Here is a 25,747-nt window from a genome sequence, read left to right as displayed (position 1 = left end):
GAGGACGCGTGCTGCCGTCACGCCCGCCGTCGGACGTGGCCCGTCGACCTGGTCGTCATCGGTTCTCCTCGTCGTCGTCGACTCGTGGCGGGATCGACAATGCCAACCCGTTGAACTAATTGTCAAACGGTATCGATAACGTTTTCGTCGCGATCTGGGTGACCTGGGTCACGGCGCTCCTGTGGCGCAGGTCACGCGGTCCGTCGCCCCCACGGTACGTCCAGGACCTCCGACCCTGGCAGGTGCCCCGACCGGCGCAGTGGCATGGGGACATGACCGCTCTCGTCGTCTACGAGTCGATGTACGGAAGCACCCGAGCCGTGGCCGAGGCGGTGGGCGAGGGGCTCCGCGAGGGACGTGTCCCGGTCCGGGTGGTCGAGGTCGGCGCGCTCACGAGCGGCCCCGAGCACGGCGCGCTGCCCGACGACGTCACGCTCCTCGTCGTCGGGGGCCCGACGCACGCGTTCGGCATGAGCCGCGAGTCGACGCGTGCCGACGCCGCGCGCGACGCGACCGAGGCGGGCGTGGTCTCGACCGGCCCGGGCGTGCGCGAGTGGCTCGACGGGCTGCACCTGCCCGAGCGGCTCCCCGTCGCGGCGTTCGACACCAAGGTCGCCAAGCCGATGCTGCCCGGCTCCGCGGCGAAGGCCGCCGCGAAGCGCCTCCGCGCGCTCGGCGGACGGCCCGTGACGCCCCCGCACTCGTTCAAGGTGCTCGGCAAGACCGAGGGGCTCGTGGACGGCGAGCTCGACGAGGCGCGCTCCTGGGGCAAGGGCCTCGCGGTCGCGACCGCGCTCCCCTGAGCTCGACCTCCCGGTCGACCGTCAGCGGCCGAGGGCGTCGACCAGCCGCGTCACGCTCGACGTGAGACCCCAGCGCTCCGCGAGCGCGACCAGGCGCTCAGGGTCGGCGGGGCTCGACGGGAGCGCGTCGTCAGCGTCCGCGACCGGGGCGTCGCGCGCGACCCGCACGACGGCCGGCGCGACGGCGAGGTAGGGCAGCCCCTCCGTGAGACGACGCCGCTGCGCGGGCGTCAGCGCGGGGTCGCCGGCCTCGAGTGCCGTCAGCAGCCCCTCGAGCGAGCCGTACCGGTGCAGGAGCTGCGCCGCGGTCTTCTCGCCGATCCCCGCGACGCCCGGCAGGCCGTCGCTGCTGTCGCCGCGCAGCGTCGCCATGTCGGCGTAGGCCGCGCCCGTGGGCACGTCGTACCGCTCGGCGAGGCGCGCCTGGTCGACGACGTCGAGGTCCGAGATCCCGCGCGCGGTGTAGAGGACGCGCACCGGTGCGCCGTCGTCGACGAGCTGGAACAGGTCCCTGTCGCCCGTGACGACCTCGACGGGACGCCGCTCGCCCGCGGGCCGGGCCGTCTCGCGCTCGGTCAGCGTCCCGATGACGTCGTCCGCCTCGTACCCGGGCGCGCCCACGCGCGCGATGCCGAACGCCTCGAGCACCTCGACGATGACGGGGATCTGGGCGCTGAGCGCGTCCGGCACCTCCTCGGCGTCGCCCGTCGCGACGCGGTGCGCCTTGTAGCTGGGGATGGCCTCGACGCGGAAGGCGGGCCGCCAGTCGTCGTCCCAGCAGGCGACCAGACCCACCGGGCGGCGTGCCGTGACGAGCCGCGCCGTCATGTCGAGCAGCCCGCGGACCGCGTTGACGGGGGTCCCGTCCGGGGCCCGCACCGAGTCGGGCACGCCGAAGAAGGCCCGGAAGTACAGCGACGCGGTGTCCAGGAGCAGGAGGGGACGCGGACTCATGGGCCGCATCCTCTCGCCGCGCGGGTCGACCGCGCGAGGGCCAGACTCGACAGCGTCCCCGACCACGCCTGGAGGCTGCGATGACGACGCCCGACGGACCCCGCCACCTCGACCCGGACCCCGACTCGACGACGGGCCGCACCGACGCACCGCCGCTCGTCGGGCTCGCGCTGCGCCTCGAGGACGAGGAGCGCCTCGACCCCGTCGTCGACGCGCTGCGCCCGCTCGCCCGGTCCCTCGTGTCGGACCCGGCTCGCCGCGCGGTCCTGCTCGGCCGGCAGATGGGGCACTCGCTGCACCCGCTGCTCACGGACGTCCCGATCGGCACGTGGGTGTCGGCGCTCGCGCTCGACGTCGTCGGCGGCCGGTCCGCGCGGCCCGCGGCGCGGCGCCTCATCGGCCTCGGGATCCTCGCCGCGGTGCCGACCGCGGTGACGGGCCTGGCGGACTGGAGCCACACGTCGCAGCGCAACAGCCGCGTCGGCGTCGTCCACGCCGCGGGCAACACGGTGGGCCTCCTGCTCTTCGGCGCGTCGTGGATCGCGCGCGGGCGGGGCCACCACGCGCGTGGCGTCACGCTCGGCATGCTGGGCGGCGCGGCGGCGGGCGCGAGCGGGTTCCTCGGCGCGCACCTGTCGCTCGCGCGCAACGTGAACGCGCGGGACGAGGCGTTCGCCGACTCGCTCCCCGCGGCCGGCGCCGACCGGACGGGCGAGGAGCTCACCGTCTGACACGTGGCGACGCGCGCCGTCGCGCCGCCACGTCGGGAGCGCGCGCCGGTCAGGCGCGGTCGTCGTCAGGAGTGCACGTGCGCCGGGCGACCCGTGCTCTGCTCGATGTCGTCCTCGGCGGCGTCGACGAGTCGGTCCGCGAGATGCCGCAGCGCGCGGGCGACCGCGACCTCCTCGCCGATGCGCGGCAGCGACGGGTCGTGCGGGTCCCGACGCGAGCGGCCGACCGAGTCGACCCGCTCGGGGGCCCCCGAGAGCACCGCCTGCGCGACCGTGTCCCGCCCGTCGTGCGACACGGTCACCTGGACCCGCCACGTCACGGCCGGTCCGGCCGGACGGGTCCCGCCCTCGTCGTCCCCGCCGCCGGCCACCCCCGTCGCGGGCCCGCCCGCGTGCTCGACGTGCGCGTCGGGGCCCGGGAAGACGAGCGTGCGCTCCCCCGTGTCCGACCACCGGATGACGTACGGCGGCGAGCCGTCGGGGTGCCGCAGCTCGACGACCTCGCCGTCGCGCACCGGCCCGTCCACGACGCTCGACGCCTGGACGTAGCGGTCGCCCACTGATGCCTTCATCGTCGTCCTCCTCCGTGCCTCGGCCTGCGGTGGGGATCCCTCCATGATGCTCTCCCGGGCGGTCCCCCGGGAGGGTTCGGAGGTCCCGGTCCGGGGGCCCCGGCTGCGATCTTGGTCGAGCCCTCCTACCCTCGGTCGGGACAGGACGGCGGGACGACGAGGTGCCGGCGCGAGCAGCGGAGGGAGGACCGTGAGCACCGCAGCAGCAGCTGGAGCACCTCGAGCACCTCAGGCACAGCACACCCGGACGGGCGCACAGCCCCGCAGGACGGGGGCCCGACGCGCCGGGTCGATGACCTTCCGTCGCGGCGACCTGTCGTCGGTCCGGCACTGGGTCCGGCGCGCGGCGCGCGACGTCGGCCTCACGGAGGACCGCACGGACGACATCGTCCTCGCGGTCAGCGAGCTCGCGGCCAACTCGGTGGACCACGGGGGCGGGTCGGGCTCGGTGCGCGCCTGGGGCGAGGCCGGCGCCTTCGTCGTCGAGGTCGAGGACGAGGGCCACATCGCGGACCCGCTCGCCGGGCTGCGCACACCCGGTCCCGACCAGCTCCGCGGTCGCGGCCTGTGGATGGTCAACCAGCTCGCCGACCGCGTGCACCTCCGGTCGACCCCGGCGGGCACCACCGCGCGCGTCGTCGCCTTCGTCTGAGCCGTCCACGCGCGGCGGACCGCCGCCTGAGGCAGCACGCGACCCGACCGGGACCTCCGCTCAGTCGGCCGCAGGCACCGTCCGCGTGCTCGCCCACGCCCGGAGCGCCGCGACGCGCTCGGCCATGACGACCGACAGCGGCCGCGTCGCGACGAGCTCGGACCACACGTGCGCCGCGGTCGGCGCCGCGCCGTCGGCGTGCGCGGTGTAGAGGGCCGAGACGACCGCCTGCTCGAGCTCCGCGCCGCTGTGCCCGGCGCTCGCGGCCGCGAGGCCTGCGACGTCGGCGTCCGTGAGCGCGATGCCGCGGCGCGCCGCGTGCACCCGCAGGATGTGGCCGCGTGCGTCGTCGTCGGGCAGGTCCACGAAGAAGAGCTCGTCGAAGCGCCCCTTGCGGACCAGCTCGGGCGGTAGCCCGGAGACGTCGTTCGCGGTCGCGACGACGAAGACCGGCGCAGGGCGCTCGGCGAGCCACGTGAGGAACGTCCCGAGCACGCGGCGGCCCGCACCGGAGTCGGCGTCGTCGGCGAGGGCCTTCTCGACCTCGTCGACCCACAGCACGCACGGCGCGAGGACCTCGGCCGTCGCGAGCGTCTCGCGGAGGATGCGCTCGGACTCGCCGACGTACTTGTTGTGCACCGCGGCGAGGTCGAGCCGCAGCAGCGGGACGCCGAGCACACCGGCCGCGGCCTTGGCGGCCATGCTCTTGCCGCAGCCCTGGACGCCGAGCAGCAGGACGCCGCGTGGGGGCTCGAGCGCGGTCGAGCCGTCGAACGCCGCCCGCCGCATGCGGAGCCACCGCACGAGCCGGCCCATGCCGCCGACGTCCTCGACCGGCGGCAGGTCGTACTCGTACGTGAGGACGCCGCCGCGCGCGAGCAGCTCGTACTTCGCCTGCATGACCGTCGGCAGGTCGCTGTGCGCGAGCGCGCCGTCGAGCACGGCCCCGCGCGCGAGCCGCTCGGCCTCCCCGGCCGAGAGCCCCCCGAGGTTCTGCACGAGCAGCGCGCGCGCGTGCGGGTCGACGTCGACCGGGCGGCCCGCTGACCGCGCCCACTCGTGCGCGGCACGGTCCACGATCGCCTCACGCTCGGCGCGGTCGGGCGGCAGCACCTCGACCCGCGCCGCGAGGTGCTCGACCTCGGGCGGCAGCTCGACGCGGTGGCTCACCAGGACGAGCGTCCGCGGCACGCGGGCGGGGTTGAGGCACACGTCCTTGAGCAGGCGCACGGTGACGGGGTCGGTGAGGAACGGGTGCACGTCGAGCAGCACGTAGACCGCGGGCATCGTGCTGTCGCGGATGTGCTTGAGGACGGCTCCGACGTCGGCCGTGAAGTGCTGGCCGCTGCCGGGCGGTGCGCCGAGCGGCGCGAGCCCGTCGGTCACGGTCCAGCGCAGCACCACGGGCGCGGGGCCGCCGGTGCGGTGCGCGGAGTCGGCGACGACGGCGAGCGCGCGCCCCTCGTCGCGCGTCTCGACGACGACGAGGGGCACGCGGCCGGCGAGGAGGGCGGCCAGGTCCTGCGCCGACTGCAGGGTCGTCACGGCCGCGACCCTAGCGTCCGCCCGGGCGTCGGGGGCGGGACCGTGGACGCGCACGCCGCCGGCCCCCGTGTCAGCGGTCCGCGGCCTCGCGCTCGGCCTGCTCGATCGTCACCCGGTTGACGGACAGCAGGGTCCACACGACCATCGCGGTCGACACCGCGGCGGCCCCGACGAACACGGCCGGCAGGCCGAACGCGCCGCCGACGGCACCGCCCGTGAGCGCGCCGAGCGGCATCGCCCCGTAGGCGAGGAGCGTCGACGCCCCGCCGACGCGGCCGAGGAGCCGGTCCGGGATGAGCCGCTGACGCAGCGAGCGCGACACGACGTTGCCGACCATGTTCGCGAACCCGATGAAGAAGCCCATGACGACGAGCGCGGGGACGGTCGGCAGCACGACGGGCAGGACGAGCAGCACCGCCTGGACCAGGAGGGCCGCGCCGATCAGCCGCGCCTCGTCGAACCGCCGCACGAGGCGCTCGGTGACGACGGCGCCGAGGAGGGCACCCACCGCGAGGATCGCGGTCAGCACGCCGAAGAGCGGCGCGGGCAGCCCGACTGCGGACCCCGGGCCGACGACCCAGAGCACGAAGACCGCGAAGTACGCCGACGACGCGAAGTTCATCGCGGTGCTGGTCAGCAGCAGCGGCCGGACCACGCGGTGACGGAGGACGAACTCGAGCCCCTCGCGCAGTCCCGTCCCGTCGGCCCCGGCCGACGACGGCACGGGCGGCGCGACCCGGCCCCACAGCCCGCGCACCACGGCGAGGAGCGTCAGCGCGCAGAGCCCGGCGGGGACGCCGAAGAGCCAGCCCGTGCCGAGCCCGAGCAGCAGGCCCGCCGCGGGCCCGCCGAGGAAGGCGTTGGCGAGCTGCTGGGCGCCGAGCAGGCGGCTGTTGGCCGCGTTGAGACGCGAGCGCGGGGTCACCGAGGGCACGAGCGCGCCGCTCGAGGAGTCGGCGACGACCTCCGCGACGCCCAGGACGAGGAGCAGGGCGAGCAGCACCGGCATCGAGAGCACGCCCGTGACGGCCGCCGCCGTGGCACCGACGAGCGTCGCGACACGCAGCGCGGTCGCCCCGGCGAGCAGCCGCACGCGGTCGAACCGGTCCACGGCGACGCCGACGGGCAGCGAGAGGAGCAGCCACGGCAGCGTCGCCGCCGCCGACGCCGCCGCGATCTCGAGCGGCGAGCGCGTGAGCGTCAGCGCGAGCAGCGGCACGCCGACCTGGAGCACGCCGTCCGCGAGGTTCGACGACGTCGTCGCGGCCAGCAGGTGCTGGAAGCGGCTGCCGAGCGGCTCGACGACGGCGCGCCCGGGGACGCCAGCGGCGCTGCCGGGGGTGCCGGCGGCGCTGCCGGGGGTGCCGGCGGGCGTCCCGGCGGCGCTGCCGGGGGCGCCGGCGGGCGTCCCGGCGGCGGTCGCGCCGAGGGCCTCGACGGCTGCCGTGGTGGCGGTCGCGTCGGTGGCGGAGGCGGTGGGTGCGGTCATCTCGGGCTCCCGTTAGGCTCATGCCAAGAGGTCTATGCAGAAGGTTCTTTGCAAAGGTAGGTCTGCACAGTGGTCGAGCGCAAGAGGTCCGAGCCCACGAACGACGACGAGACCGCGCGGCCGGGCGACGGCGCACCCGGGCCCGCCGTCGGCGCGGCCACACCCGACGAGGACCCGTCGGCGTCGCGGAGCCTGGGGCCGTCGGCTCTCAAGGCGTACGCGCACCCGCTGCGGATGCAGATCATCAGGTACCTCAACGACCACGGGCCCGCGACGGCCACGACGCTCGCCGAGGCGCTGGGCGAGAGCACGGGCCAGACGAGCTACCACGTGCGTCAGCTCGCCAGGCACGGGCTGGTCGTCGACGTGCCCGAGCGCAACCGGGGCCGCGAGCGCTGGTGGCGGTCCGCGTCGGTGCAGGTGGACGCAGCGACGCTCGTCGCCGAGGACCCCGCGCTCGAGGGCGCGGCGCGCGTGCTCCTCTCGACGGTCGTGCGCGACCGCAGCGAGGCGCTCGCCCGGTGGCTCACGCGCGAGAGGATCCCGCCGGCCTGGGGGCGCTCGCTGCACTCGGAGTCGACGCTGCACCTGACCCCGGACGAGCTCGCCGAGATGAACGACGCGTTCATGGCGGCGATGGAGCCGTGGACCCGCCTCAGCGCCGAGCGCCGCGAGGACCCGGCGTGGGAGGGTCAGCCGCTCGTGCGCGTCTACTACGACGCGTTCCCGCTGCTCGACGACTGACGCGCGCCGGCCGCTCCGTGCGCGTCGGTCGCCGTGCGCACGGAGCCCGCCCCGCACGGCACAGGTCAGGCGGCGGCGGGGACCTCCGCGACGCCGAGCTCGCCCACGAGGTGCAGGAACGCGCGGGCGTACGGGTTGTCGTCGACCGCGCGGCGGACGACCGCCCAGTCGATCTGCTCGCGCAGCGCACGTGCGGTCGGCAGCAGGTGCGCGAAGTCGCAGTAGTGCTCGCCGAGGACGCGCAGCTGCGAGGACAGCACGTCCGTCGCGCTCAGCACGGGCATCCGGACGGCGAGCACCTCGATCATGTCCGTCCGGTCGAACAGCTCCTCCTCGACCTGCTCGCCGCACATCCGGTAGAGGACGTCGATGAGCGCGTCGCGGTGGTACGCCTTGAAGAGCCAGTTCTCCGCCGGCTCGCGCACGTCGAGGCCCGCGTCCGCGATCGCCTTGCGCGCGACCTCGAGGTCCTTCTCCATGATCACGAAGTCGGCGTCGTGGCTCGGCTCGGGGGCGCCGCGCGCCCACGCCGCGTACCCGCCGACGAGCGCGTAGCGGATGCCGGACTCGGCGAGCGCCACGGCGGTCAGCCGCAGCGCGTCGTGCAAGGGGTTCGGCGAGGCGGGGGCCGGCTCCACGGACATGGTCCACGTCTACACGAGGAGGTGCGGGGGTGCAGGTCGAGCGACACAATCGCGGGGATGCGGCTCGCGACCTTCAACATCCTCCACGGGCGGTCCCCCGCCGACGACGCGGTGGACCTGGACCGCTACGCCGCCGCCGTCCGGGTGCTCGACGCGGACGTCGTCGCGCTCCAGGAGGTCGACCGCGACCAGCCGCGCTCGCACGGCGCCGACCTGACCGCCGTCGCCGCGGAGGCGATGGGCGCGGTGGACCACCGCTTCGCCGCGACCCTCGCCGGCACCCCCGACGTGTGGACCGCCGCCACCGGCGAGCTCCAGCCGCGCACGGCCGCCTACGGCATCGCGCTGCTGAGTCGGCACCCGGTCCGCGCGTGGCGCGCGATCCCCCTCCCCCGGCTCGACCGGGCGGTGCCCGTGAGCTTCCCGAACCAACCGCACCCCGTGCTCGTCGAGGACGAGCCCCGCGTCGCCCTCGCGGCGGTCGTCGAGACGCCCGAGGGCGTCCTCACCGTCGTCGGGACGCACCTGACCTTCATCCCCGCGTGGAACGCGCGCCAGCTGGTCCGGCTCGTCCGCGCGGTCGCTGACGAGCCCCGGCCCGCGGTCCTCATGGGCGACCTCAACCTGCTGCCGCCGCACCCCGAGCGCCTGAGCCGCTGGCGTCCCCTCGCCGCGGCGCCCACGTTCCCGACGGGCGACCCGGTCGAGCAGCTCGACCACGTCCTCGCCGACGGCCCGGTGCACGCCACGTCGGCAGCGGCGCTCGACCTCGGCCTGTCCGACCACCGCGCGCTCGTCGTCGACGTCGCGCTCGGCTGACCCGTCAGGCCGCGACGGCGCGCGAGCGCGTCTCCTCGACGATCTGGCGGACGCGCCCGACCGACAGCGTCTCCTCGACGAGCAGCGCCTCGGCGACGGCGTCGAGCACCTCCGCGTTCTCGGCGACGAGCGCCGTCGCGGTCGCGTGCGCGTCGCGCAGCAGCGCGTCGACCTGCGCGTGCGCCTGCGCGGCGACCTGACCGCCGACGCGCAGCGTGTCGTCGTCGACCTGGGCGTACCCGAACTCCGTCATGCCGTACTTGGTGACCATCGCGGTCGCGAGGCCCGTCGCGTGCTGGAGGTCGCCCATCGCGCCCTGCGTGTGCTCGCCGTCGAGCAGCCGCTCCTCGGCGGCGCGGCCCGCCATGGCGACGACGAGCTGCGCGAGGGCCTTCTTCTTGGGCAGGAAGATGTCGTCGTTCCCGCTCATCCACGTGACGCCGCCCGCAGGGCCGCGCGGGACGATCGTGACCGACACCGGGTCGTCGGCGTCGGGCAGGAGCGCCGCGGCGACGGTGTGCCCGGCCTCGTGCCACGCGGTCACGCGGCGGTCGAAGTCGGTGACGAGCGCGGACGTGCGCGCCCGGCCCATCGCGACGGTCGCGACGGCCGCCTGGAAGCACGACGCGTCGACGAGCGTCGCTCCGCGGCGCGCGGCCTCCATGCAGGCCTCGTTGACGACGGCCGCGAGGTCGGCGCCGGACATGCCGGGCGTCTGCCGCGCGATCTGCACCAGGTCGACGTCGTCCGCGACGGGCTTGGACCGCGCGTGCACCTGGAGGATCAGGGTGCGTCCGCGGCGGTCCGGGTTCGGGACGTGGACCTGGCGGTCGAGCCGACCCGGGCGGGTGAGCGCCGAGTCGAGGATGTCGGGGCGGTTGGTCGCCGCGAGCACGATGATGCTCGAGCCCGCGAAGCCGTCCATCTCGTTGAGCAGCGAGATGAGGGTGTTCTCGCGCTCGCCCTCGCCGCCGTTGGTCGCGGCGCCGCTGCGGGTGCGCCCGACGGCGTCGATCTCGTCGATGAAGATGATCGCGCGCTCGGCCTTGCGGGCCTCCGCGAACAGGTCGCGCACGCGGCGCGCGCCCACGCCGACGAACGTCTCGACGAAGTCCGAGCCCGCGAGCGCGAAGAACGGCACGCCGGCCTCGCCCGCGACGGCGCGGGCGAGCAGGGTCTTGCCCGTGCCGGGCGGGCCCACGAGGAGCGCGCCGCGGGGACGCCGCGCACCCACGGCCTCGAAACGCTCGGGCTCGCGCAGGAACTGCACCATCTCGCGGAGCTGGTCGACCGCCTCGTCGGCGCCGGCGACGTCCGCGAACGTCACCTCGGGCACCTCGCCCGAGGTGAGGGCCTTCTTCTTCGCGCCGCCGAACGCGCCGGCGGGGCTCGCCTTGCGGACCGCCCAGACGAGCACCCCGAGGATGAGGACCAGCGGGCCGAGCGTCATGAGCGCGTCGCGCCCGAGGTCCGAGCCGCCCGCGGCGGTCGCGAGGGGGACGTCCTCGTCGACGAGCCGCGTCGTGAGCTCGTCGGCGTAGGCGGCCGGGTACGCGGCCCGCACGTCCCCTCGTGCGAGCGTCAGCGTGACGGTCGCGGACGCGTCGTCGAGCGTGGCCGCGGTGACGTCACCGGCCTCGATGAGGCCGAGCGCCTGCGTGAGCGTGACCTCCTCGACGGCCGGGGCGCGCGTGAGCCAGCCCGCCGTGACCGCGCCGCCGACGGCGAGCAGGACGACGACCGCCGCGACGAGCGCCTGGCGCCGCGTCGGTCGCGGGCCGAGCCGGAACGCCCGCTCCTTCGCCGCGCCGGACGAGCCGCCGCCCGGGCGCGACGCCGGGTCACCGGTGTGCTCGATGGTGCGCGGCTCGGCGCCGTGGTGCTCGCGGAGCTGGTCCGTGAGCTGGTCCGTGAGCTGGCCGGCACGCACGTCGACGGCCGACGGCTCCGTCGCGGAGGTCCGGGCGGGGTTCGTGAGGTCCTCGGGGTTCACCCCCCGCCTATCGGCCGCACCGACCGGGGTCATGAGCCGCCGTCCATGAGCGACATCCGGCACCGCGCGGTCCGGACGGCCGACGACGGGCCGACGGCGGGCCTGACGACGAGCCCCCGGGGGCGGGCCGCGAACCCCTCGCGCGCGTCACCGCATGGTGGTGGAGATCACACCGGGACGTTGGTCCCAGGTAGTGCGCGCGTCACCTCGGTCGCCGACACTTGAGCCACCGGGCCGGTGACGACCCACCAGCCCGACCACCGTTCCACCGCCGACCAGGACCGAGGAGTGATGTTCATGCCGACCGATGGGACCCAGCAGGGCGCCGAGCAGCAGGACGAGCTCTTCATCAGCGTGAGCAACCCGCGCCGCGTGCGCCTCTGACAGCGGACACCGACGAGCCCCTCACCCGGTCCGGGTGGGGGGCTCGTCGCTCGTCCGGACCTCGAGCCGGTCACCGCCGCGCTCGAGCCGGCAGTCGACCACCGGGTAGGACCCGAACTCCGCGCGCAGCGGCACCCCCTCGGCCGTGGCCTGGCCGCCCTGCGTGATCACGTAGACGCTGTCGGCGGACCGCACGAGCTCCAGGACCTTGTCCTGGACCCGGCGGTCCGTGCCGAGGCAGCCGCGGAACGTGTCGACGACGAGGTGGCGGCAGCCCGCGAGCGTCGCGAGCTCCTCCCGGTCCGGGCGGGCGGTGATGAGCCGGATGGACCGGGACAGCGTCGGGGACCCGACGGCCAGGACGAGGCTGCGCGAGTCGCCGACCCACCCGATGCGCTCCGCGCCGTCGAGCGCCGCCCGGACGACCATCGCGGCGCTCACGCTCACGGCGGTGAAGCCCTCGGGAGCCCGTGTCCTGACCACCGCCCGCGGGAGCTCCCGCAGCCGCTCCAGCAGGTCCGGCGAGAACCTCTGCGTCGACCAGTACCGCCGCAGACCGGCGATGACCTTCTCCTGCGACCCCATGGCAGGCACCTCCCCGTGCGCAGAACGCGTCGCTGCGCACCGTGCTCCTTCGACCGTAGGACGCCGCAGGGGGCGGCGCACGCCCGGCGCGCTGGGGGACGTCGACGCCCTCGGCCGGCCGCCGTGGCGTGTCGCTCCGGCGATCGTGTCGGTGGTCGTGCCTACCGTCGGGGCATGAGCAAGCACATCTGCGTGTACTTCGACGACGGCGGCCTCGAGCCGGCATGCGAGTGCGGCGAGGCCGTCGTCCTGCTGGTCGACGAGGACGGGGTCGAAGTCCTCGCCGTGCTCGACCGCGACGAGCGCACCGCGACGGTCAGCGAGCTCGGCCTGCCGTCCGAGCGCGAGCGGCTCGCCGTCCCCGCCTGACCCGCTCGCCCGGACCCGCTCCGCCCGCACCGGGCCCGCGGGCCCTCGGTCCGGTCAGCGCCCCGGCGCCGCCCGGACGACCTGGAGGCCGGGCTCGGCAGCGAGCGGCTCGTGGTCGTCCCCCGCATGCACCCCGGCCGCGAGCGCCGAGCCGGCGGCCCCGGACGTCGACGCCACGTGGAACGTGCTCCCGCCGGGCCGGACGTCGCGGGCCACGACGCAGAAGTCGTGCCCGTCGACCGTCACCGTGACGGCCATGGTCTCCGGAACGGTCCAGCCCCACGCGACGAGGTCCTCGGGCGTCAGGCCGTCGAGCGACCCGTTCGCCACCTCGTAGGACCGGAGCGTCGTGGCCAGGCCGCGCATGCTCGCCTGCGTGGCGACGTCGTAGGCCGGCGCGAAGAGCGCCTGCGGGGCCGCGGCGACGCGCGCCGCCCACCCGTCGTCGTCGGCTCGCGCCGCGTGGTCGAGCCCGACCATCGCACCCAGCACCACCGCCGCCCCCAGCAGCACGCGCCGCACCAGACACCCCCACGCCGTCGTGTCGCGCCCCCGCGACGTCACCCGGATGGAGCAAACCTGGCATATCGGGCACGCGGCTGCATCCCGAGCGGCACTCGCACGACGTCCGAGCGGTGGAACGTCCCTCGGGCGCCGGTCGAGCGGGCATGGACAGGGCCCCCGTCCGGCGCCGGCGGTGACGGCGGACGGGGGCCCTGTACCGACCTTGTGTCGGCGCGGTGGCGGCTCTTGCGCGGCGGGTCAGCCGAAGAGGTTCCCGAGGCCTCCGCCGCTGCTCTGCTGCCCGGTCGCCTGGTGCCCGCCCGCGACGACGGACTCGCTCGGCTGGACGAGGACGTAGCCCTGGCCGCCGAACGCCATCTGGAACGTCTCGCCGGTCCCGCCGCGGATCATCGACTTGAGGCCGCCCGTGTCGACCCGGATGTCCATCGAGACGCCGGCCGTCCACAGCACGACGGCCTGGGCGTCGGCGAACGTCGGCGCGGACGCGACGTCGAGCGCCACGGGCTCGCCCTGCGTGGTGATCGCGACGTAGCCCGTGCCGCGCAGCGACACGTTGTACAGGCCGCCCGACATCGCGGCCCCGCGGGCCTGGATGCGGTGGATGTCCCACTGGATCGAGGACGAGAACGCCAGCACGTTCGCGCCGTTGACCGAGACCATGTCGTTCTCGAGGTAGATCACCTGGATGTCCGCGGCCTCGTCGGCGACGAACAGCTCGCCCTGGCCCGTGCACTGCATCATGTCGACGCCCTCGCCGGTGACGGCCTGCTTGAGCATCTTGCCGAGACCGCCCGAGCCCTTGTTCTCGAAGCGCACGTCACCCTGGTAGGCGACCATCGAGCCGGTCTTGGCCCAGACCGGGCCGTAGCCCATCTGGATCTTGAGGAGCTTCTTGTTCTGCAGCGAGAACGGGTCCTGCGAGGCGTTCTCACGGAAGTCCTGGAACAGCGAGCCGTGGATCGGCATGGTGGTGCTCCTCGTGTGCGTCGGGCTGGGCGGCTCGAACTCTAACGACGCGGGCCCCCGCTGCGTAGGCTCTCGACCAGCCGGCTCGCACACGACGCACGGGAGGTCACGATGGGGTTCCTCGACAAGGCGAAGGCCGCGGCCAACGAGCTGGCGGCGAAAGCCGACACGGCTCTCGCGAGCTCGGGGCTCGGCGGCCCGGGCGGCGCCTCGGGCGGCGACGCCGACAAGTACCTGCACGACCTCGGGGTGCTCACGTACCTCGAGCTCAGCGGCCGGCCCGTGCCGCCCGGCGAGCGGGACCGCGTGCTCGGCGAGCTGCGCTCGCTCGACGACCGCGGGGCGATCCGCTCGTGGGCCCTGCACACCGCCCCGCCGCCCGCACCGGGCGCCGCCGGTTTCCCGCCTCCGCCCGGGGCCGCGAGCGCGCCGCCTGCGCCGGGCGGCGCGAGCGCTCCGCCGCCTCCCGGTGCGGGGGCGCCGCAGCCGGGGCCGAGCACGCCGCCGCCACCGCCCCCCGGGCCGCACGGGACGCCGTCGCCCACGGGTGGCGGAGGTGCGCCGACCCCGCCGACCCCGCCGACGCCGCCACCCGCGGCTCCGGCTGGCCCCGCCGCGCCGCCCCCGCCCCCGTCCTGGGCGTCGTCGGACGGCTGAGGCCCCAGGTCGCGGAGCCCGCCACCCGCTCGTACCGTCGGAGCGAGACGTCCCCACCGACAGGAGAGCGCCATGGGATTCTTCGGCAAGGCGATCAAGAGCGGCATCGCGGTCAAGGCGCTCAAGGTCGCGCAGCGCGAGATGAGCAAGCCCCAGAACCAGCGGAAGGCGCGTGAGCTGCTGCAGCGGGTGAGCCGCCGCGGCGGCCAGGGGCGCCCCGGCACGCACCGCTGACGATCCTGACGGGCGGCACCCTCCCCGGGTGCCGCCCGTCGGCACGTCCGGGCTCAGACGGCCGGGCCGGGCGCCGGCGCCCGGCCGCGCAGGACGTGCACGGCCGCCATCGCCGGGACGACAAGCGCGACCGTCACGGCCGCGAGCCCCCCGAAGCCGAGCGCCGCCATCACCGGCCCCGAGGCGATCGCTCCGACCGCGGCCGCCGCGTTCATCCCGGAGTCGCTCACGCCCTGGACGAGCGGCCGGGCCGGCGCGGCGACGTCCTGCGTCAGGAGGGCGCTCGCGGGCACGGTGACGACCGACCACCCCACGCCGAGCACGAGCAGCGCGACGACGACGGCAGCCGTCGAGTCGCGGCCGACGGCCCCCACCGCCGCGGCGACGAGCAGCAGCACCTGACCGGCCACCACGGTGGGCACCCGCCCCACGCGGTCGGCGACGGCGCCGACGACGGGCGCGAACGCGAACATCCCGAGGACGTGCAGGCTGATGGTCAGCCCGACGACCGTGACGCCGTGGCCGTGGTGGGTCAGGTGCACGGGGGTCATCGTCATGACGGAGACCATCGCGACGTGCGCGACGACCAGCGCGACGAGCGCGAGCCGCGCCGACGGGACCCGGCGGATCTCCGCGAGCGCGCCGCGCAGACGCAGCCGCGGCGCCCCGCTGGGCCGGTCGAGGTCGGGGGCGTGGCGCGCGAGGACGTGCAGCGGGTCGGGGCGCAGCAGCACCGCGACGACCACCCCGGTCGCGGAGAGCAGGACGGCGCCGATCGCGAACGCTCCCGCGAACGGCGGCAGGCCCGTCGCCCGCTCGATCGCGGCACCCGGCACGCCGAGGTTCGGCCCGACGACAGCGCCGGCGGTGCCGACCCACACGACGAGCGCGAGGCTGCGCGCGCGGTGCGCGGGCTCGGCGAGGTCGGTGGCCGCGAACCGGGACTGCAGGGCCGCGGCCGACCCCGCGCCGAGGCCCGCCATGCCGAGGACGAGCAGCGCGGTCGAGACGCCGTCGGCGACCGCCGTGCCGTCCGAGCGCGCCGCGGCGCCCGCCGCGACGACGAGGAGGACCGCGCCGGCACCCGCCGCGAACCACGCGCTCGCCAGCGCTCGCCGTCGGCCGTGGCGGGCCGCGAGCATGCCGAGCGGCAGGGCGACGAGCGCCGCCCCGATCGTCGTCGACGCGCGCGCGACACCGGCCCACACCTCCGACCGTGTGACCTCCTCGGCGAGCAGGACGCCCACCGACGGTCCGGCTCCCGCGCCGAGCGCCCCGACGACCTGCGCCGCGACGAGCGTCCCCAGGGTCCGACGACGCGCCTGCACGACCTCGGGCTCGTCCAGCCAGCTGCGGACCCGCTGCGTCACGACCACCCCTCTTCGCCGGCCCACGCCGGCACGCTCGGCCGACGCGCGATTCTCCCGCAGCCGCTCGCGCCGGTCGGCGGCCCGAGGTCAGCCGCCGGCCCCACCGCGGGCGCGTGCCGCCTCGGCCGCCACGGCGTCCCGGTCGAGGGCCGGGCGCCCGCCGAGCCGCGCCACCACGGACGCCGCGGCCGCGGAGCCCCACCACCCCGCCGTCGCCGGGTCCGCACCCTCCAGGAGCGCGGCGGTCAGACCTGCGACGAACGCGTCGCCGCCGCCCGTCGGGTCGACGAGGTCGGTGGGCAGGAGCGGCATGACGACGTGCCCGCCGTCCCACGCGACGACGTTCGCCTCCGAGCCGACCTCGAGCGCGACGACCCGCGGACCCCGTCCGACCAGCTCGGTCGCGGCCGTCACGGCGTCGTCGACGCCCCGCAGCGCACGTCCCAGCAACCCCGCCGCCTCGACCTCGTCCGCGCGGACGACGTCGGCGTGCTCGAGCACCGCTGCCCGTACCGCGTCGTCGGCCGGCGCGCCGTCGACGACCACGAGCGCGCCCGTGTCGTCGGCGCTCCGCAGCGCCTCGACGACGGAGTCCGCCGGCTGCTGGAGCTGCACGAGCACCGCGTCGGCACGTCGCAGGACCGGCGCCGCCGCGCGCACGTCGTCGGCGGTCAGGCCGGTGCCGTCGGGCACGTGCTCGAGGAGCCGCCGCGTCCCGTCCGCCTCGACGACGTCGACCAGCAGCGCGGTGGTCGTCCCCGACCGCCGCACGACTGCGGAGACGTCGAGCCCGTCGAGCCGGGCCTGCGCCAGCACCGCGCGCCCGGCGTCGTCGTCGCCGACCACGCCCACGAGCGCGACGTCGGCCCCGAGCTGGCGGCAGCCCACGCCCTGGTTGGCCCCCTTGCCGCCGAGGACCTCGATCCTGCGGGTCACGTCCGTGGAGCCGCCGCCGTCGGGCACCCGGTCGACCGCGAGCACGAGGTCCCGCGCGACCTGCCCGACCACCACGACACCGCCCACGGCTCCAGCCTCCGCGAGCACGGCACGGCCCGCGAGCCGGAGCACGCCGCGAGCGCGCACGACGGCGCCCCACGGCCCCGGGGAGGGGCGCGCGACGGCGTGCGGGCGGTCGCGTGCTGGTGGACGCTGTCGCCCATGGTCACCCCCGACCCGTGGCACCTGCGGGACCCCCTCGCCGACGACCCGTCCGCCGCCGCGTCGCTGCTCACCGTCGCCAACGGGTGGGTCGGCGTCCGCGGCGCGCTCGACGAGCAGACGCCGGCCGTCCACCAGGCCACCCTGGTCGCGGGCGTCCACGAGGTCGTCCCGCTCGAGCACGGCGAGGAGGCGTACGGGTACCCGTCCACCCAGGAGCGTGCGCTCGCCGTCCCGGACGGCTGGGCGGTCCACCTCGAGGTCGACGGGGCGCCGCTCGACGTGCGCACCGGCACCGTCACGCAGCACCAGCGCGTGCTCGCGCTGCGCACGGGGACGCTGTCGCGCACGCTCCGGTGGGCGGCGCCGACCGGCGCGACGGTCGAGGTGACGAGCTCGCGGTACGCGTCGCTCGCCCGGCCCGAGCTCGTCGTCGTCCGGTACGCGGTCCGGGTGCTCGACGACGCGGCCCGGGGTGCGGTCGAGGTCCGGCTCGGCCTCTTCCCGTGCTGCGACGCGTCCCCCCTGCGCGCGGGGTCCGGCGACCCGCACGACGGCGACCGGCACGTGCCCGACGACGGGTCGGACGCGCGCACCCGCCAGGCCTGCGAGCACACCGGCACGCGCGCGTGGACCGTCCAGCACGTCCCCAGCAGCGAGGTCGGGGTCGTCGTGATGGCCGACGTCGAGGTCTCGGGCGGCACGGTCGCCGGCGAGGCGCACACGACCGAGGTCACGGCGCGGCTCGCACCCGGGGACGCGCTCGACCTGGACCTGCTGGTCGCGTTCACGGCGTCGCGGGACGCGGCCGACGACGAGCTGGTCCGCCGCGCGACGCAGGTCCTCGACGACGCCCGTGCGGCGGGGGCCGAGGCGCTCGACCGCGAGCACCGGGACGTGCTCGAGGGCGTCTGGTGCTGGGCCGACGTCGAGGTCGACGGCGACCCCGAGCTCCAGCAGGCCGTGCGGCTCGGGATCCTGCACGTCGTGCAGTCGGCGGCGAACCTGCTGACCGGAGGGCTCCGCGCCAAGGGCCTGAGCGGCACGGGGTACCTCGGCCACACCTTCTGGGACGCCGACACCTACGTGCTCCCGCTGCTCTCGCACGTCCTGCCGGACGCGGCGCGCGCGCACCTGCGGTGGCGTCACTCGACGCTGCCCGTCGCCCTGGACCACGCACGGACGCTCGGGCTGGCCGGCGCCGCGTTCGCGTGGCGGACGGTCACCGGGCCGGAGAGCTCGGGCTACTGGCCCGCGAGCTCCGCCGCGCTGCACATCGCGGCCGACGTGGCCGACGCCGTCGTGCGCCACGTGGCCGTCACGGGCGACACGGCGCTCGAGAGCGAGGTCGGCGTCGACCTGGTCGTGCAGACCGCCCGGCTGTGGCTCTCCGCTGGTCACCACACCGACGACGGCGCGTTCCACGTCCACGGCGTGACCGGTCCCGACGAGTACAGCGCCCTCGTGGACGACAACGCGTACACGAACCTCATGGCACGCCGGAACCTGCGCGCCGCGGTCGACCTCGTCGGGCGTCACCCGGACGCCGCGCAACGGCTCGGCGTCGGGCCCGACGAGGTCGCGGCGTGGACCCGGGCCGCGGACGCGATGGCCGTCCCGTACGACGAGGACCGGGGCGTCACGCAGCAGCACGCGGGCTTCACCGGCCACGGCCCCTGGGACTTCGCGGCGACCTGCCCGCACGAGTACCCGCTCGAGGACCACCACACCTACCGCGAGCTGTACCGCCGGCGCGTGGTCAAGCAGGCCGACGTCGTCCTCGCGCACTGGCTCGCGAGCGACGCGAGCACCGAGCAGAAGCGCCGTGACCTCGCCTACTACGAGCCGCTCACCGTGCGCGACTCGTCCCTGTCGGCACCCGCGCAGGCGGTCGTGACGGCCGAGGTCGGCCACCTGCGCGCCGCGCACGACCTCGTCCGCGAGACGGCGCTGCTGGACCTGCACGACCTCGACGGGAACGTCCACGAGGGCCTGCACGTCGCGTCGCTCGCGGGCACGTGGTCGGGCCTGGTCGCCGGGTTCGGCGGGCTGCGCAGCGGCGACGGCCGGCTCCGGCTCGCACCCCGGCTGCCCGCGACGCTCGGCGGCCTGCGGTTCGGCGTCCGGCACGGCGGCGCCCGCGTCCGGGTCGAGGTGACGCCCGAGAAGGCGACGTACCACCTGCTCGACGCCGGCCCGGTCGAGCTGCACCACCACGGCGAGCGGCTGGTCCTCACGGGCGACGAGCCCACCGCCGTGCGCGCGGTGCCCCCGCTCGGTGACGTGCCCGACGCCCCTGCGCAGCCGCCCGGCCGCCCGCTGCGCCGGCCCTTCCCCGGCTGAACGGCGGGCCGGGTCGCCGTGGCGGGCGCCCCGGCTCGGGGTGCGGCTCCGACGCGCGCGACCGACGATGGCAGAGCCGCCGGGTCGACCGACGGCGACCGTGGAGGGAGGCGCGATGCCGAAGACGACCAAGGCCGGCACGGCCAAGCAGAGCGAGCTGCCCGGAACCCTGAAGCGCTCCGACGCCAAGGCGCAGCGGACCTTCGCGAAGGCCCACGACGCGGCGGCCGAGGAGTACGGCGACGCCGAGCGCGCGCACCGGGTCGCGTACTCGGCGCTCAAGCACACGCACGAGAAGGTGGGCGACCACTGGGAGCCCAAGGACGAGAAGGGCCCGTCGGACCGCAAGGCCGAGGGCGGACGCGGCACACGGGCCGAGACCAAGGGCGGGGTCGACGCGAACGCGTCCAAGAAGCACCTGTACGACGTCGCACGCCGCCTCGACGTCCGCGGCCGGTCCTCGATGACCAAGGACGAGCTGGTCGACGCGATCCAGAAGGAGAACGGCCGCCGGACCCGCGAGGCCGGCTGACGGACCGGTGGCGTCCGCCGCGTCACGTGCGGCGGACGCCACCCACCCGCGCGGGCGACCCCGCCGTGCCCGGCCTCCGCGCGCGGTCAGTCGATGTCGAAGATCGAGTTGCCGTCGTAGAAGTGCAGCACGTACCGGCAGCGGTCGCAGATGAGCAACGTCATGCGGTGCGACGTGAAGCCCCACATCGAGTCCTGGCGCGAGTGCTGGCGCGTGAACCCCTGGTACCCGCACAGGGGGCAGGCGAGCTCGGGCTGGGCGTCGGGCGGCTGGGTCATCGGGCTCCCTCGGTCGTGGTGGACCCAGCCTGGCCGATCATGAGCCGCCCCGGAAGGGACCCGCGGGGCCGGTCCCGGACCGGCCCCGCAGGTCCCACGCCGCCTCACACCGGCTGCGCGGCGAGGTCCTCGGAGATCCGCGACGAGAGCGTCCCGTCCGCCGCGGTCGCGCCGCCCGTGAACGCGCCGTGGTACCGACGCGCGGGGTGCGTGTCCTCCGCGAGGACCCGACCCTGGCCGTACAGGTTCTCGCGCAGCGTCGTGCCGTCGTACTCGGTCCGCGCCCGCCCACGGCGCTGGAGCTCGGGCACCACGAGGTCGACGAGGTCCTCGAACGTCCCGGGCGTGATGGCGTACGCGAAGTTGAACCCGTCGACGTCGCCCTCGTCGACCCAGCGCTCGAGCTCGTCGGCGACCGTCGTCGGCGAGCCGACGATCACGGGACCGAGCCCGCCGATGCTGCGCTGCTCGACGACGTCGCGCGGGGTCCACGCGCGGTTCGGGTCGATCGTCGTGAGCATCGTCAGCGCCGAGCGCAGGCTGTCGTTCTCGACCTCCTCGAGCGGCTGGTCGGGGTCGAGCTGCGAGAAGTCGACACCCGTCCAGCCGCCGTAGAGCGCGAGCGCGCCCTCGGCCGACGCGTACGACAGGTACTCGCGGAACTTCTCGTGCGCCTCCTCGTCCGTCGGCGCGGTGATGACCGTGACCAGCGTGAAGATCTTGACGGAGTCGCGCGAGCGCCCGTTCTGCTCCGCGCGCGCCCGGACGTCGTCGGCGATCGCGCGCGCCTGCGTCGTCGTCGCGGGGCTGATGAACACGCCCTCGCCGTGCTTGGCGGCGAACTCGCGACCGCGCGGCGACGCACCGGCCTGGAAGATCACGGGCGTGCGCTGCGGGCTCGGCTCGCACAGGTGGATCCCGGGGACGCTGTAGTACTCGCCCTTGTGCCCGATCGGGTGGACCTTTGTCGGGTCGGTGAAGACGCCGCGCTCCTTGTCGCGCACGACGGCGTCGTCGTCCCACGAGCCCTCCCACAGCTTGTAGGTGACGTCGAGGAACTCGTCCGCGAGGTCGTAGCGCGCGTCGTGGCCCATCTGCTTGTCGAAGCCGAGGTTGATCGCGGCGCTGTTGAGGTAGCCCGTGACGACGTTCCACGCGATCCGGCCACCCGTGAGGTGGTCGAGCGTGGAGAACTTCCGCGCGACGGCGTACGGCTGCTCGTAGGTGAGCGCGCACGTGACGCCGAAGCCCAGGTGCTCGGTGACGGCGGCCATGGCGGGCACCTGGAAGAACGGGTCGTTGACGGGCACCTGCACGGCGTCCGTGAGCGACGCGGCGACCGTGTCGCGGTACACGTCGTAGACGCCGACGACGTCCGCGATGAAGAGCGAGTCGAACCGCCCGCGCTCGAGGAGCTTCGCCAGCTCGGTCCAGTACTCGAGCGTGTTGTAGTCCCACGCGCGGCTGTCGGGGTGGCGCCAGGTGCCGGCCGACTGGTGGGTCACGCAGGTCATGTCGAACGCGTTGAGGACGATGCGCTTCTTGCTCATGGGATCTCCGATCCGTGTGCTGCTCGGGGCACGACGGCGCGGCAACGCCGTCGGTGGAAGTCGTGCACGTGCGCGGCGGGGCACGCGTGCGGGGAGCCCTCCGCAGCCGGTGCGGGCACGGGGTGCCCGGCGGAGGACGTGGGAGGGCGCGTGGGAGCCCGTGGAGCCCACAAGGGCTCGGGAAGGGCTCGGACGCCTGCGCGGCCGACGACGGCGGCGCGGCGGGACGACCCGGCGTGCTCGCCGGGGTGCCGGGACTCAGTCCCGGCAGCTGCGCATTCGCACGGTGGTGTCCCCCTCGGTCGTCCTTACCCGTGCGGACGCACGGGTCCGGTCCTCACCCGGAGCACCCCACGACGAGGAGGGTTGCCGGCCAGCGAGCCGGGGCTTGGCGCTGGCGCTCATGACCTGGTCCGGGACGCTAGGGCGTCTCACGGGACGCGTCAACGTCGTCCACGATGCGGTCGCGACGACGCTCCCGTCCCCGACCGGCGGATGGCGCTTCGGGCGCAGCGGGGAGGTGCAGGCCCTGCGGCTCCGCCCCGCGGTGCGCGCGATCAGGACAAACTGTCACGAAAGGGATGACACGGGCGGGCCGTGAGGCGCACACTCGGCGGGTGGCGCCCCGCCGGCGTGGCGCCCTGACCCAGGGGGCACCCATGCGCAGCATCTCGAGGACCGTCGCGCTCGCCGCCACCGCAACCGCCGTCGTCGTCGGGCCGGTCGCCCTCGCCGGACCCGCGGGCGCCGCCGAGCGCGTCACCGCCTGCGGGACGGTGGTCACGGCCGACGCTGTGCTGACGACCGACCTCACGTGCACCACGGGCGACGGCGTGGTGCTCCTGCCAGGTGCCTCGCTCGACCTGCGCGGTCACCGGCTGACCGGCCACGCGGACGGCCGCGGCGTCGTCGTCCCCGCCGACGGTGCCGTGTCCGTCCGCCGCGGGACCGTCGACGGCTGGGGCACGGGTATCGCGGTCGCGGCGTCCGAGGAGGGGGCGGGCGGCACCACGGCGGTCGACCGCGTCCGCCTGCGCGACAACGGCACGGGGATCGACGGGTCGTCGTCGGCCTGGGGCACGGGCGGCGTGACGTTCACGATCACGTCGTCGCACGTCGAGCACAACGGCACGGGGCTGAGCGCCGTGCTCGTGAGCTTCTTCGACGTGGCGTCGTCGGTGCTCGCGGACAACGGCACCGCGGCGCACATGAACTCCAGCGGGATCCGCGTCGTGGACTCGCGCGTCGTCCGGAACGGGACGGCCCTCTTCTGCGACGAGTCCTTCTGCGAGATCGAGCGCAGCGTGGTGCGCGACAACGGCACGGGCGTGGACACGCGCGCGTTCGGGGCGACCGTGCGCGACAGCACGCTCGTCGGGAACACGGTCGCGGTCGCCTCGTTCACGTCCTGGGGGCCCGTCGAGCTGACCGGCAACACGTTCCGCGACAACGGGACGGCGGTGCAGCTCTCGTGGTCGAGCTCGACGGTCGTCGGGAACACGTTCGTCCGCAACGGCGTGGGCTACGTCGCCGACGGGGACGACCCGTTCTTCACCAACCACCTCGAGGCCAACACGTTCACGCGCAACGGCGACGGGATCCTCGCGGTCCACGGCGGCACGACGGTCCAGGACAACTCCGCGGTCCGGAACACCCGCTGGGGCATCCACGCGCCGGGCGCGGTGGACGGCGGCGGCAACACCGCGTGGCGCAACGGGACCGAGCCCCAGTGCGTCGGCGTCGTGTGCGCACCCCGGTCGTGAGCGGCGACGCTTCCCGACCTCCCCGGACTCCCCCACCTCATCGAGATCAGGGTTCCGGTCGGCGTGTCGCGCGACACGCCGACCGGAACCCGGATCTCGACGGGGGGTCGGCCGCGGGTGGGGATCAGACGCGCACGGCCGTCCAGGCGCCCGTGCCGGCGGTGCGCGCGACGTAGGCCGCGAAGGGGGTCGCGGGGTGCCCGAGGACCCGCTCGACGTCGGCCGTGGTCGACTCGTTGCGGCCGTCGAGGATCGAGGAGAACAGCTCGGCGAACGCCTCCGCGAGCTCCACCGGCATGTCGCGGGCAGCGAGCGCGACGAACTCGTCCGGCGTGACGGCCTCGTACCGGACCTCCAGCCCGGTCGCGGCCGAGATCTGGTCCGCGACGTCGCCGAACGTGAGCAGCCCGGGCCCGGTCAGCTCGTAGGTCCGGCCCTCGTGCCCGGGCGTGGTCAGCGCGCGCACCGCGACGTCGGCGACGTCCTCGAGGTCGACGAAGGGCTCGCGCACGGTCCCCGCGGGCAGTGCGAGCACCCCCGCGCGGACCGGCTCGACGAGGAAGTGCTCGCTGAAGTTCTGCGCGAACCACGCGCAGCGGAGCACCGTGAGCGGGACGCCCGCGTCGCGCACGGCCTGCTCGCTGACGCGCGCGCCCTCCTCGCCGCGGCCGGACAGGAGCACGAGGCGGCGCACCCCGAGCGCGGCCGCGCGGGCCGCGACGGCGCCGAGCTCCTCGGCCGCGCCGGGCATCGCGAGGTCGGGGCTGTAGGCGAGGTACGCGGCGTCGGCGCCGTCGAGCAGCGCGTCGTAGGTCGCCGGGTCGTGCCAGTCGAAGCGCGGCGAGCCGGCTCGCGAGCCGATCCGCACGAGGTGCCCGGCACCGGCGAGGCGCGCGGCGACGCGGCGGCCGGTGTGCCCGGTCCCGCCGAGGACGGTGATGGTCTGGGGTGCGTGTGTCGTGGTCATGAGGCGAGCCAACCGCGCCTCCGGTGGACGATCCATGGCCTCAGGGCTCGGCTGCATGCGTCTACGTCTACGCTGGTCCAGTGGACCCCCTCGCCGACTTCCTCGACGGGCCCCGGGCGCGCGGCGCGTTCCTCCTGCGGCAGGTCATGACGGCGCCGTGGTCGGTCGACGTGCGCGACGGCGCCCCGCTCACGCTCGGAGTCGTCCGGCGCGGGGGCGCGTGGTTCGTCCCCCGCACGGGCGAGCCCGTGCGGCTCGGCACCGGGGACGTCGTCGTCGTGCGCGGGCCCGAGCACTACCGGATCGCCGACAGCCCCACCCGCCTGCCTCAGGTCGTCATCCACCCCGGCCAGCGCTGCACCACGGTCGACGGGCACGACGTGTCGACGACCATGACGCACGGCGTGCGGACGTGGGGCAACGACCCGGACGGCGACGACGAGCTGCTGGTCGGCACGTACGAGACGCAGGGCGAGGTCGGCCGCCTGCTCACCGACGCGCTGCCCCGCACGTTCCGCGTGCCGGCCGACGACGACGTGACGTCCGCGGCCGTCGCGCTGCTCGCGGCCGAGCTGGACCGGGACGCCGTCGGGCAGTCGAGCGTGCTCGACAGGCTGCTCGACCTGCTGCTCGTGCACGTCGTGCGCCGGTGGCTCACGGACCTCGACCCGGCGAGCGGCGGAGCGAGCGAGGGTGCGAACGGCGAGACGGGCGAGCACGCGAGCGCGGCAGGCCCGACGACGACGCGCGGCTGGATCGGTGCGCAGTCGGACCCGGTCGCCGGCCCCGCGGTGCGCCTCCTGCACGAGCACCCCGCACGGGCGTGGACCGTCGCCTCCCTCGCGCACGAGGTCGGTGCGTCGCGCGCACTCCTCGCGCGCCGCTTCCACGAGCGCGTGGGGCAGCCGCCGATGGCGTACCTGACCACGTGGCGGCTCGCGCTCGCCGCGGACCGCCTGACGACGGGGAGCGAGACCGTGGCCGCCGTGGCGCGCGACCTGGGCTGGAGCAGCCCGTTCACGTTCAGCGCCGCGTTCAAGCGGCGGTACGGGCTCAGCCCCCAGCACTACCGGACGCACGCGACGGGAGCCGCGGCGCACGCGTGACCGCCTCCACCCGT

At 75.7% G+C, this 25,747-nt stretch carries 26 protein-coding genes and 1 riboswitch; of the genes, 12 read left to right on the top strand and 14 right to left on the bottom strand.

Going from position 1 to position 25,747, the window contains the following annotated elements; translation table 11 throughout:
- Positions 1 to 272 precede the first annotated feature (272 nt).
- Positions 273 to 803, top strand: a complete 531-nt coding sequence (locus IEV86_RS08315; protein ID WP_043604614.1) for a flavodoxin domain-containing protein — start codon at positions 273 to 275, stop codon at positions 801 to 803.
- Between the two features lie 21 nt (positions 804 to 824).
- On the opposite strand, the gene IEV86_RS08310 is transcribed toward IEV86_RS08315, so the two are convergent.
- A complete protein-coding gene (locus IEV86_RS08310) occupies positions 825 to 1,757 on the bottom strand; it encodes a 5'-3' exonuclease (RefSeq protein WP_081978607.1) in 933 nt (310 codons plus the stop codon).
- 80 nt (positions 1,758 to 1,837) lie between these two features.
- Between IEV86_RS08310 and IEV86_RS08305 the strand changes: the two genes are divergently transcribed.
- A complete protein-coding gene (locus tag IEV86_RS08305; RefSeq protein ID WP_152605600.1) occupies positions 1,838 to 2,488 on the top strand; it encodes a DUF2231 domain-containing protein in 651 nt (216 codons plus the stop codon).
- A 65-nt stretch (positions 2,489 to 2,553) separates the two neighbouring features.
- Here IEV86_RS08305 and IEV86_RS08300 read toward each other — a convergent pair whose 3' ends face one another.
- Positions 2,554 to 3,060, bottom strand: coding sequence for a dsRBD fold-containing protein (locus IEV86_RS08300; protein WP_043604612.1), 507 nt, complete (start codon positions 3,058 to 3,060; stop codon positions 2,554 to 2,556).
- A 292-nt stretch (positions 3,061 to 3,352) separates the two neighbouring features.
- Here IEV86_RS08300 and IEV86_RS17875 point away from each other — a divergent pair, with 292 nt between their 5' ends.
- Positions 3,353 to 3,712: an ATP-binding protein gene (locus IEV86_RS17875; RefSeq protein ID WP_052426044.1), complete on the top strand. Its 360-nt coding sequence runs from the start codon at positions 3,353 to 3,355 to the stop codon at positions 3,710 to 3,712.
- 60 nt (positions 3,713 to 3,772) lie between these two features.
- Here the strand turns inward: IEV86_RS17875 and IEV86_RS08290 are convergent, their stop codons facing one another.
- Together IEV86_RS08290 and IEV86_RS08285 are read right to left on the bottom strand one after the other, a co-directional pair.
- Entirely contained in the window at positions 3,773 to 5,257 is a 1,485-nt protein-coding gene (locus IEV86_RS08290; protein ID WP_052426043.1) for an AAA family ATPase, read from the bottom strand.
- A 70-nt stretch (positions 5,258 to 5,327) separates the two neighbouring features.
- Positions 5,328 to 6,746 carry an MFS transporter gene (locus IEV86_RS08285; RefSeq protein WP_188484621.1) on the bottom strand — a complete coding sequence of 473 codons (1,419 nt, stop codon included), beginning with the start codon at positions 6,744 to 6,746 and terminating at the stop codon, positions 5,328 to 5,330.
- A gap of 69 nt (positions 6,747 to 6,815) precedes the next feature.
- Here IEV86_RS08285 and IEV86_RS08280 point away from each other — a divergent pair, with 69 nt between their 5' ends.
- Positions 6,816 to 7,490, top strand: coding sequence for an ArsR/SmtB family transcription factor (locus IEV86_RS08280; RefSeq protein ID WP_052426523.1), 675 nt, complete (start codon positions 6,816 to 6,818; stop codon positions 7,488 to 7,490).
- 65 nt (positions 7,491 to 7,555) lie between these two features.
- On the opposite strand, the gene IEV86_RS08275 is transcribed toward IEV86_RS08280, so the two are convergent.
- Entirely contained in the window at positions 7,556 to 8,134 is a 579-nt protein-coding gene (locus IEV86_RS08275) for a hypothetical protein (RefSeq protein ID WP_043609586.1), read from the bottom strand.
- A 57-nt stretch (positions 8,135 to 8,191) separates the two neighbouring features.
- Here IEV86_RS08275 and IEV86_RS08270 point away from each other — a divergent pair, with 57 nt between their 5' ends.
- Positions 8,192 to 8,953, top strand: coding sequence for an endonuclease/exonuclease/phosphatase family protein (locus IEV86_RS08270; protein ID WP_043609589.1), 762 nt, complete (start codon positions 8,192 to 8,194; stop codon positions 8,951 to 8,953).
- A 4-nt stretch (positions 8,954 to 8,957) separates the two neighbouring features.
- On the opposite strand, the gene IEV86_RS08265 is transcribed toward IEV86_RS08270, so the two are convergent.
- Both IEV86_RS08265 and IEV86_RS08260 read right to left on the bottom strand, forming a co-directional pair.
- On the bottom strand, positions 8,958 to 10,946 hold the full coding sequence (locus IEV86_RS08265) for an ATP-dependent metallopeptidase FtsH/Yme1/Tma family protein (RefSeq protein WP_052426524.1): 1,989 nt from the start codon (positions 10,944 to 10,946) through the stop codon (positions 8,958 to 8,960).
- 405 nt (positions 10,947 to 11,351) lie between these two features.
- Positions 11,352 to 11,915 (bottom strand): hypothetical protein, encoded by a 564-nt coding sequence (locus IEV86_RS08260; RefSeq protein ID WP_043609594.1) that lies wholly within the window; start codon positions 11,913 to 11,915, stop codon positions 11,352 to 11,354.
- Between the two features lie 174 nt (positions 11,916 to 12,089).
- On the opposite strand from IEV86_RS08260, the gene IEV86_RS08255 reads away from it, so the two are divergent.
- Positions 12,090 to 12,284: a hypothetical protein gene (locus tag IEV86_RS08255; RefSeq protein WP_043609597.1), complete on the top strand. Its 195-nt coding sequence runs from the start codon at positions 12,090 to 12,092 to the stop codon at positions 12,282 to 12,284.
- A 54-nt stretch (positions 12,285 to 12,338) separates the two neighbouring features.
- Here the strand turns inward: IEV86_RS08255 and IEV86_RS08250 are convergent, their stop codons facing one another.
- On the bottom strand, positions 12,339 to 12,797 hold the full coding sequence (locus tag IEV86_RS08250) for a hypothetical protein (RefSeq protein ID WP_152605776.1): 459 nt from the start codon (positions 12,795 to 12,797) through the stop codon (positions 12,339 to 12,341).
- A 249-nt stretch (positions 12,798 to 13,046) separates the two neighbouring features.
- Entirely contained in the window at positions 13,047 to 13,775 is a 729-nt protein-coding gene (locus IEV86_RS08245; RefSeq protein ID WP_043609602.1) for an AIM24 family protein, read from the bottom strand.
- 111 nt (positions 13,776 to 13,886) lie between these two features.
- Here IEV86_RS08245 and IEV86_RS08240 point away from each other — a divergent pair, with 111 nt between their 5' ends.
- Both IEV86_RS08240 and IEV86_RS08235 read left to right on the top strand, forming a co-directional pair.
- Positions 13,887 to 14,432 (top strand): hypothetical protein, encoded by a 546-nt coding sequence (locus tag IEV86_RS08240; RefSeq protein ID WP_188484620.1) that lies wholly within the window; start codon positions 13,887 to 13,889, stop codon positions 14,430 to 14,432.
- A 72-nt stretch (positions 14,433 to 14,504) separates the two neighbouring features.
- On the top strand, positions 14,505 to 14,666 hold the full coding sequence (locus IEV86_RS08235) for a hypothetical protein (protein WP_188484619.1): 162 nt from the start codon (positions 14,505 to 14,507) through the stop codon (positions 14,664 to 14,666).
- Positions 14,667 to 14,719: 53 nt separating this feature from the next.
- On the opposite strand, the gene IEV86_RS08230 is transcribed toward IEV86_RS08235, so the two are convergent.
- Positions 14,720 to 16,036: an MFS transporter gene (locus IEV86_RS08230; RefSeq protein ID WP_229734553.1), complete on the bottom strand. Its 1,317-nt coding sequence runs from the start codon at positions 16,034 to 16,036 to the stop codon at positions 14,720 to 14,722.
- 87 nt (positions 16,037 to 16,123) lie between these two features.
- Positions 16,124 to 17,059 carry a PfkB family carbohydrate kinase gene (locus IEV86_RS08225; protein ID WP_188484618.1) on the bottom strand — a complete coding sequence of 312 codons (936 nt, stop codon included), beginning with the start codon at positions 17,057 to 17,059 and terminating at the stop codon, positions 16,124 to 16,126.
- Positions 17,060 to 17,194: 135 nt separating this feature from the next.
- Between IEV86_RS08225 and IEV86_RS08220 the strand changes: the two genes are divergently transcribed.
- Both IEV86_RS08220 and IEV86_RS08215 read left to right on the top strand, forming a co-directional pair.
- The gene (locus IEV86_RS08220; protein WP_043602726.1) at positions 17,195 to 19,537 is read left to right on the top strand and encodes a glycoside hydrolase family 65 protein; all 2,343 of its coding nucleotides are present in this window, start codon (positions 17,195 to 17,197) and stop codon (positions 19,535 to 19,537) included.
- A gap of 115 nt (positions 19,538 to 19,652) precedes the next feature.
- Positions 19,653 to 20,069 carry a ChaB family protein gene (locus IEV86_RS08215; RefSeq protein WP_043602724.1) on the top strand — a complete coding sequence of 139 codons (417 nt, stop codon included), beginning with the start codon at positions 19,653 to 19,655 and terminating at the stop codon, positions 20,067 to 20,069.
- Between the two features lie 86 nt (positions 20,070 to 20,155).
- Here the strand turns inward: IEV86_RS08215 and IEV86_RS08210 are convergent, their stop codons facing one another.
- Both IEV86_RS08210 and IEV86_RS08205 read right to left on the bottom strand, forming a co-directional pair.
- Positions 20,156 to 20,347 (bottom strand): hypothetical protein, encoded by a 192-nt coding sequence (locus IEV86_RS08210; RefSeq protein WP_043602674.1) that lies wholly within the window; start codon positions 20,345 to 20,347, stop codon positions 20,156 to 20,158.
- Between the two features lie 104 nt (positions 20,348 to 20,451).
- Entirely contained in the window at positions 20,452 to 21,897 is a 1,446-nt protein-coding gene (locus IEV86_RS08205) for an LLM class flavin-dependent oxidoreductase (protein WP_043602672.1), read from the bottom strand.
- Positions 21,898 to 22,196: 299 nt separating this feature from the next.
- Positions 22,197 to 22,306: riboswitch (SAM riboswitch) on the bottom strand.
- 250 nt (positions 22,307 to 22,556) lie between these two features.
- On the opposite strand from IEV86_RS08205, the gene IEV86_RS08200 reads away from it, so the two are divergent.
- Positions 22,557 to 23,660, top strand: coding sequence for a right-handed parallel beta-helix repeat-containing protein (locus IEV86_RS08200; RefSeq protein ID WP_043602668.1), 1,104 nt, complete (start codon positions 22,557 to 22,559; stop codon positions 23,658 to 23,660).
- Between the two features lie 124 nt (positions 23,661 to 23,784).
- Here the strand turns inward: IEV86_RS08200 and IEV86_RS08195 are convergent, their stop codons facing one another.
- Complete coding sequence (locus tag IEV86_RS08195) at positions 23,785 to 24,627, bottom strand: NmrA family NAD(P)-binding protein (RefSeq protein WP_043602666.1); 843 nt, start codon at positions 24,625 to 24,627, stop codon at positions 23,785 to 23,787.
- An 80-nt stretch (positions 24,628 to 24,707) separates the two neighbouring features.
- Between IEV86_RS08195 and IEV86_RS08190 the strand changes: the two genes are divergently transcribed.
- The gene (locus IEV86_RS08190; protein WP_043602664.1) at positions 24,708 to 25,733 is read left to right on the top strand and encodes an AraC family transcriptional regulator; all 1,026 of its coding nucleotides are present in this window, start codon (positions 24,708 to 24,710) and stop codon (positions 25,731 to 25,733) included.
- The last annotated feature ends 14 nt before the right edge of the window (positions 25,734 to 25,747 follow it).

The organism is Cellulomonas carbonis (assembly GCF_014636275.1).
GTDB classification, from domain to species: Bacteria; Actinomycetota; Actinomycetes; order Actinomycetales; family Cellulomonadaceae; genus Actinotalea; species Actinotalea carbonis.
This window is presented reverse-complemented; position numbering and strand designations above follow the sequence as displayed.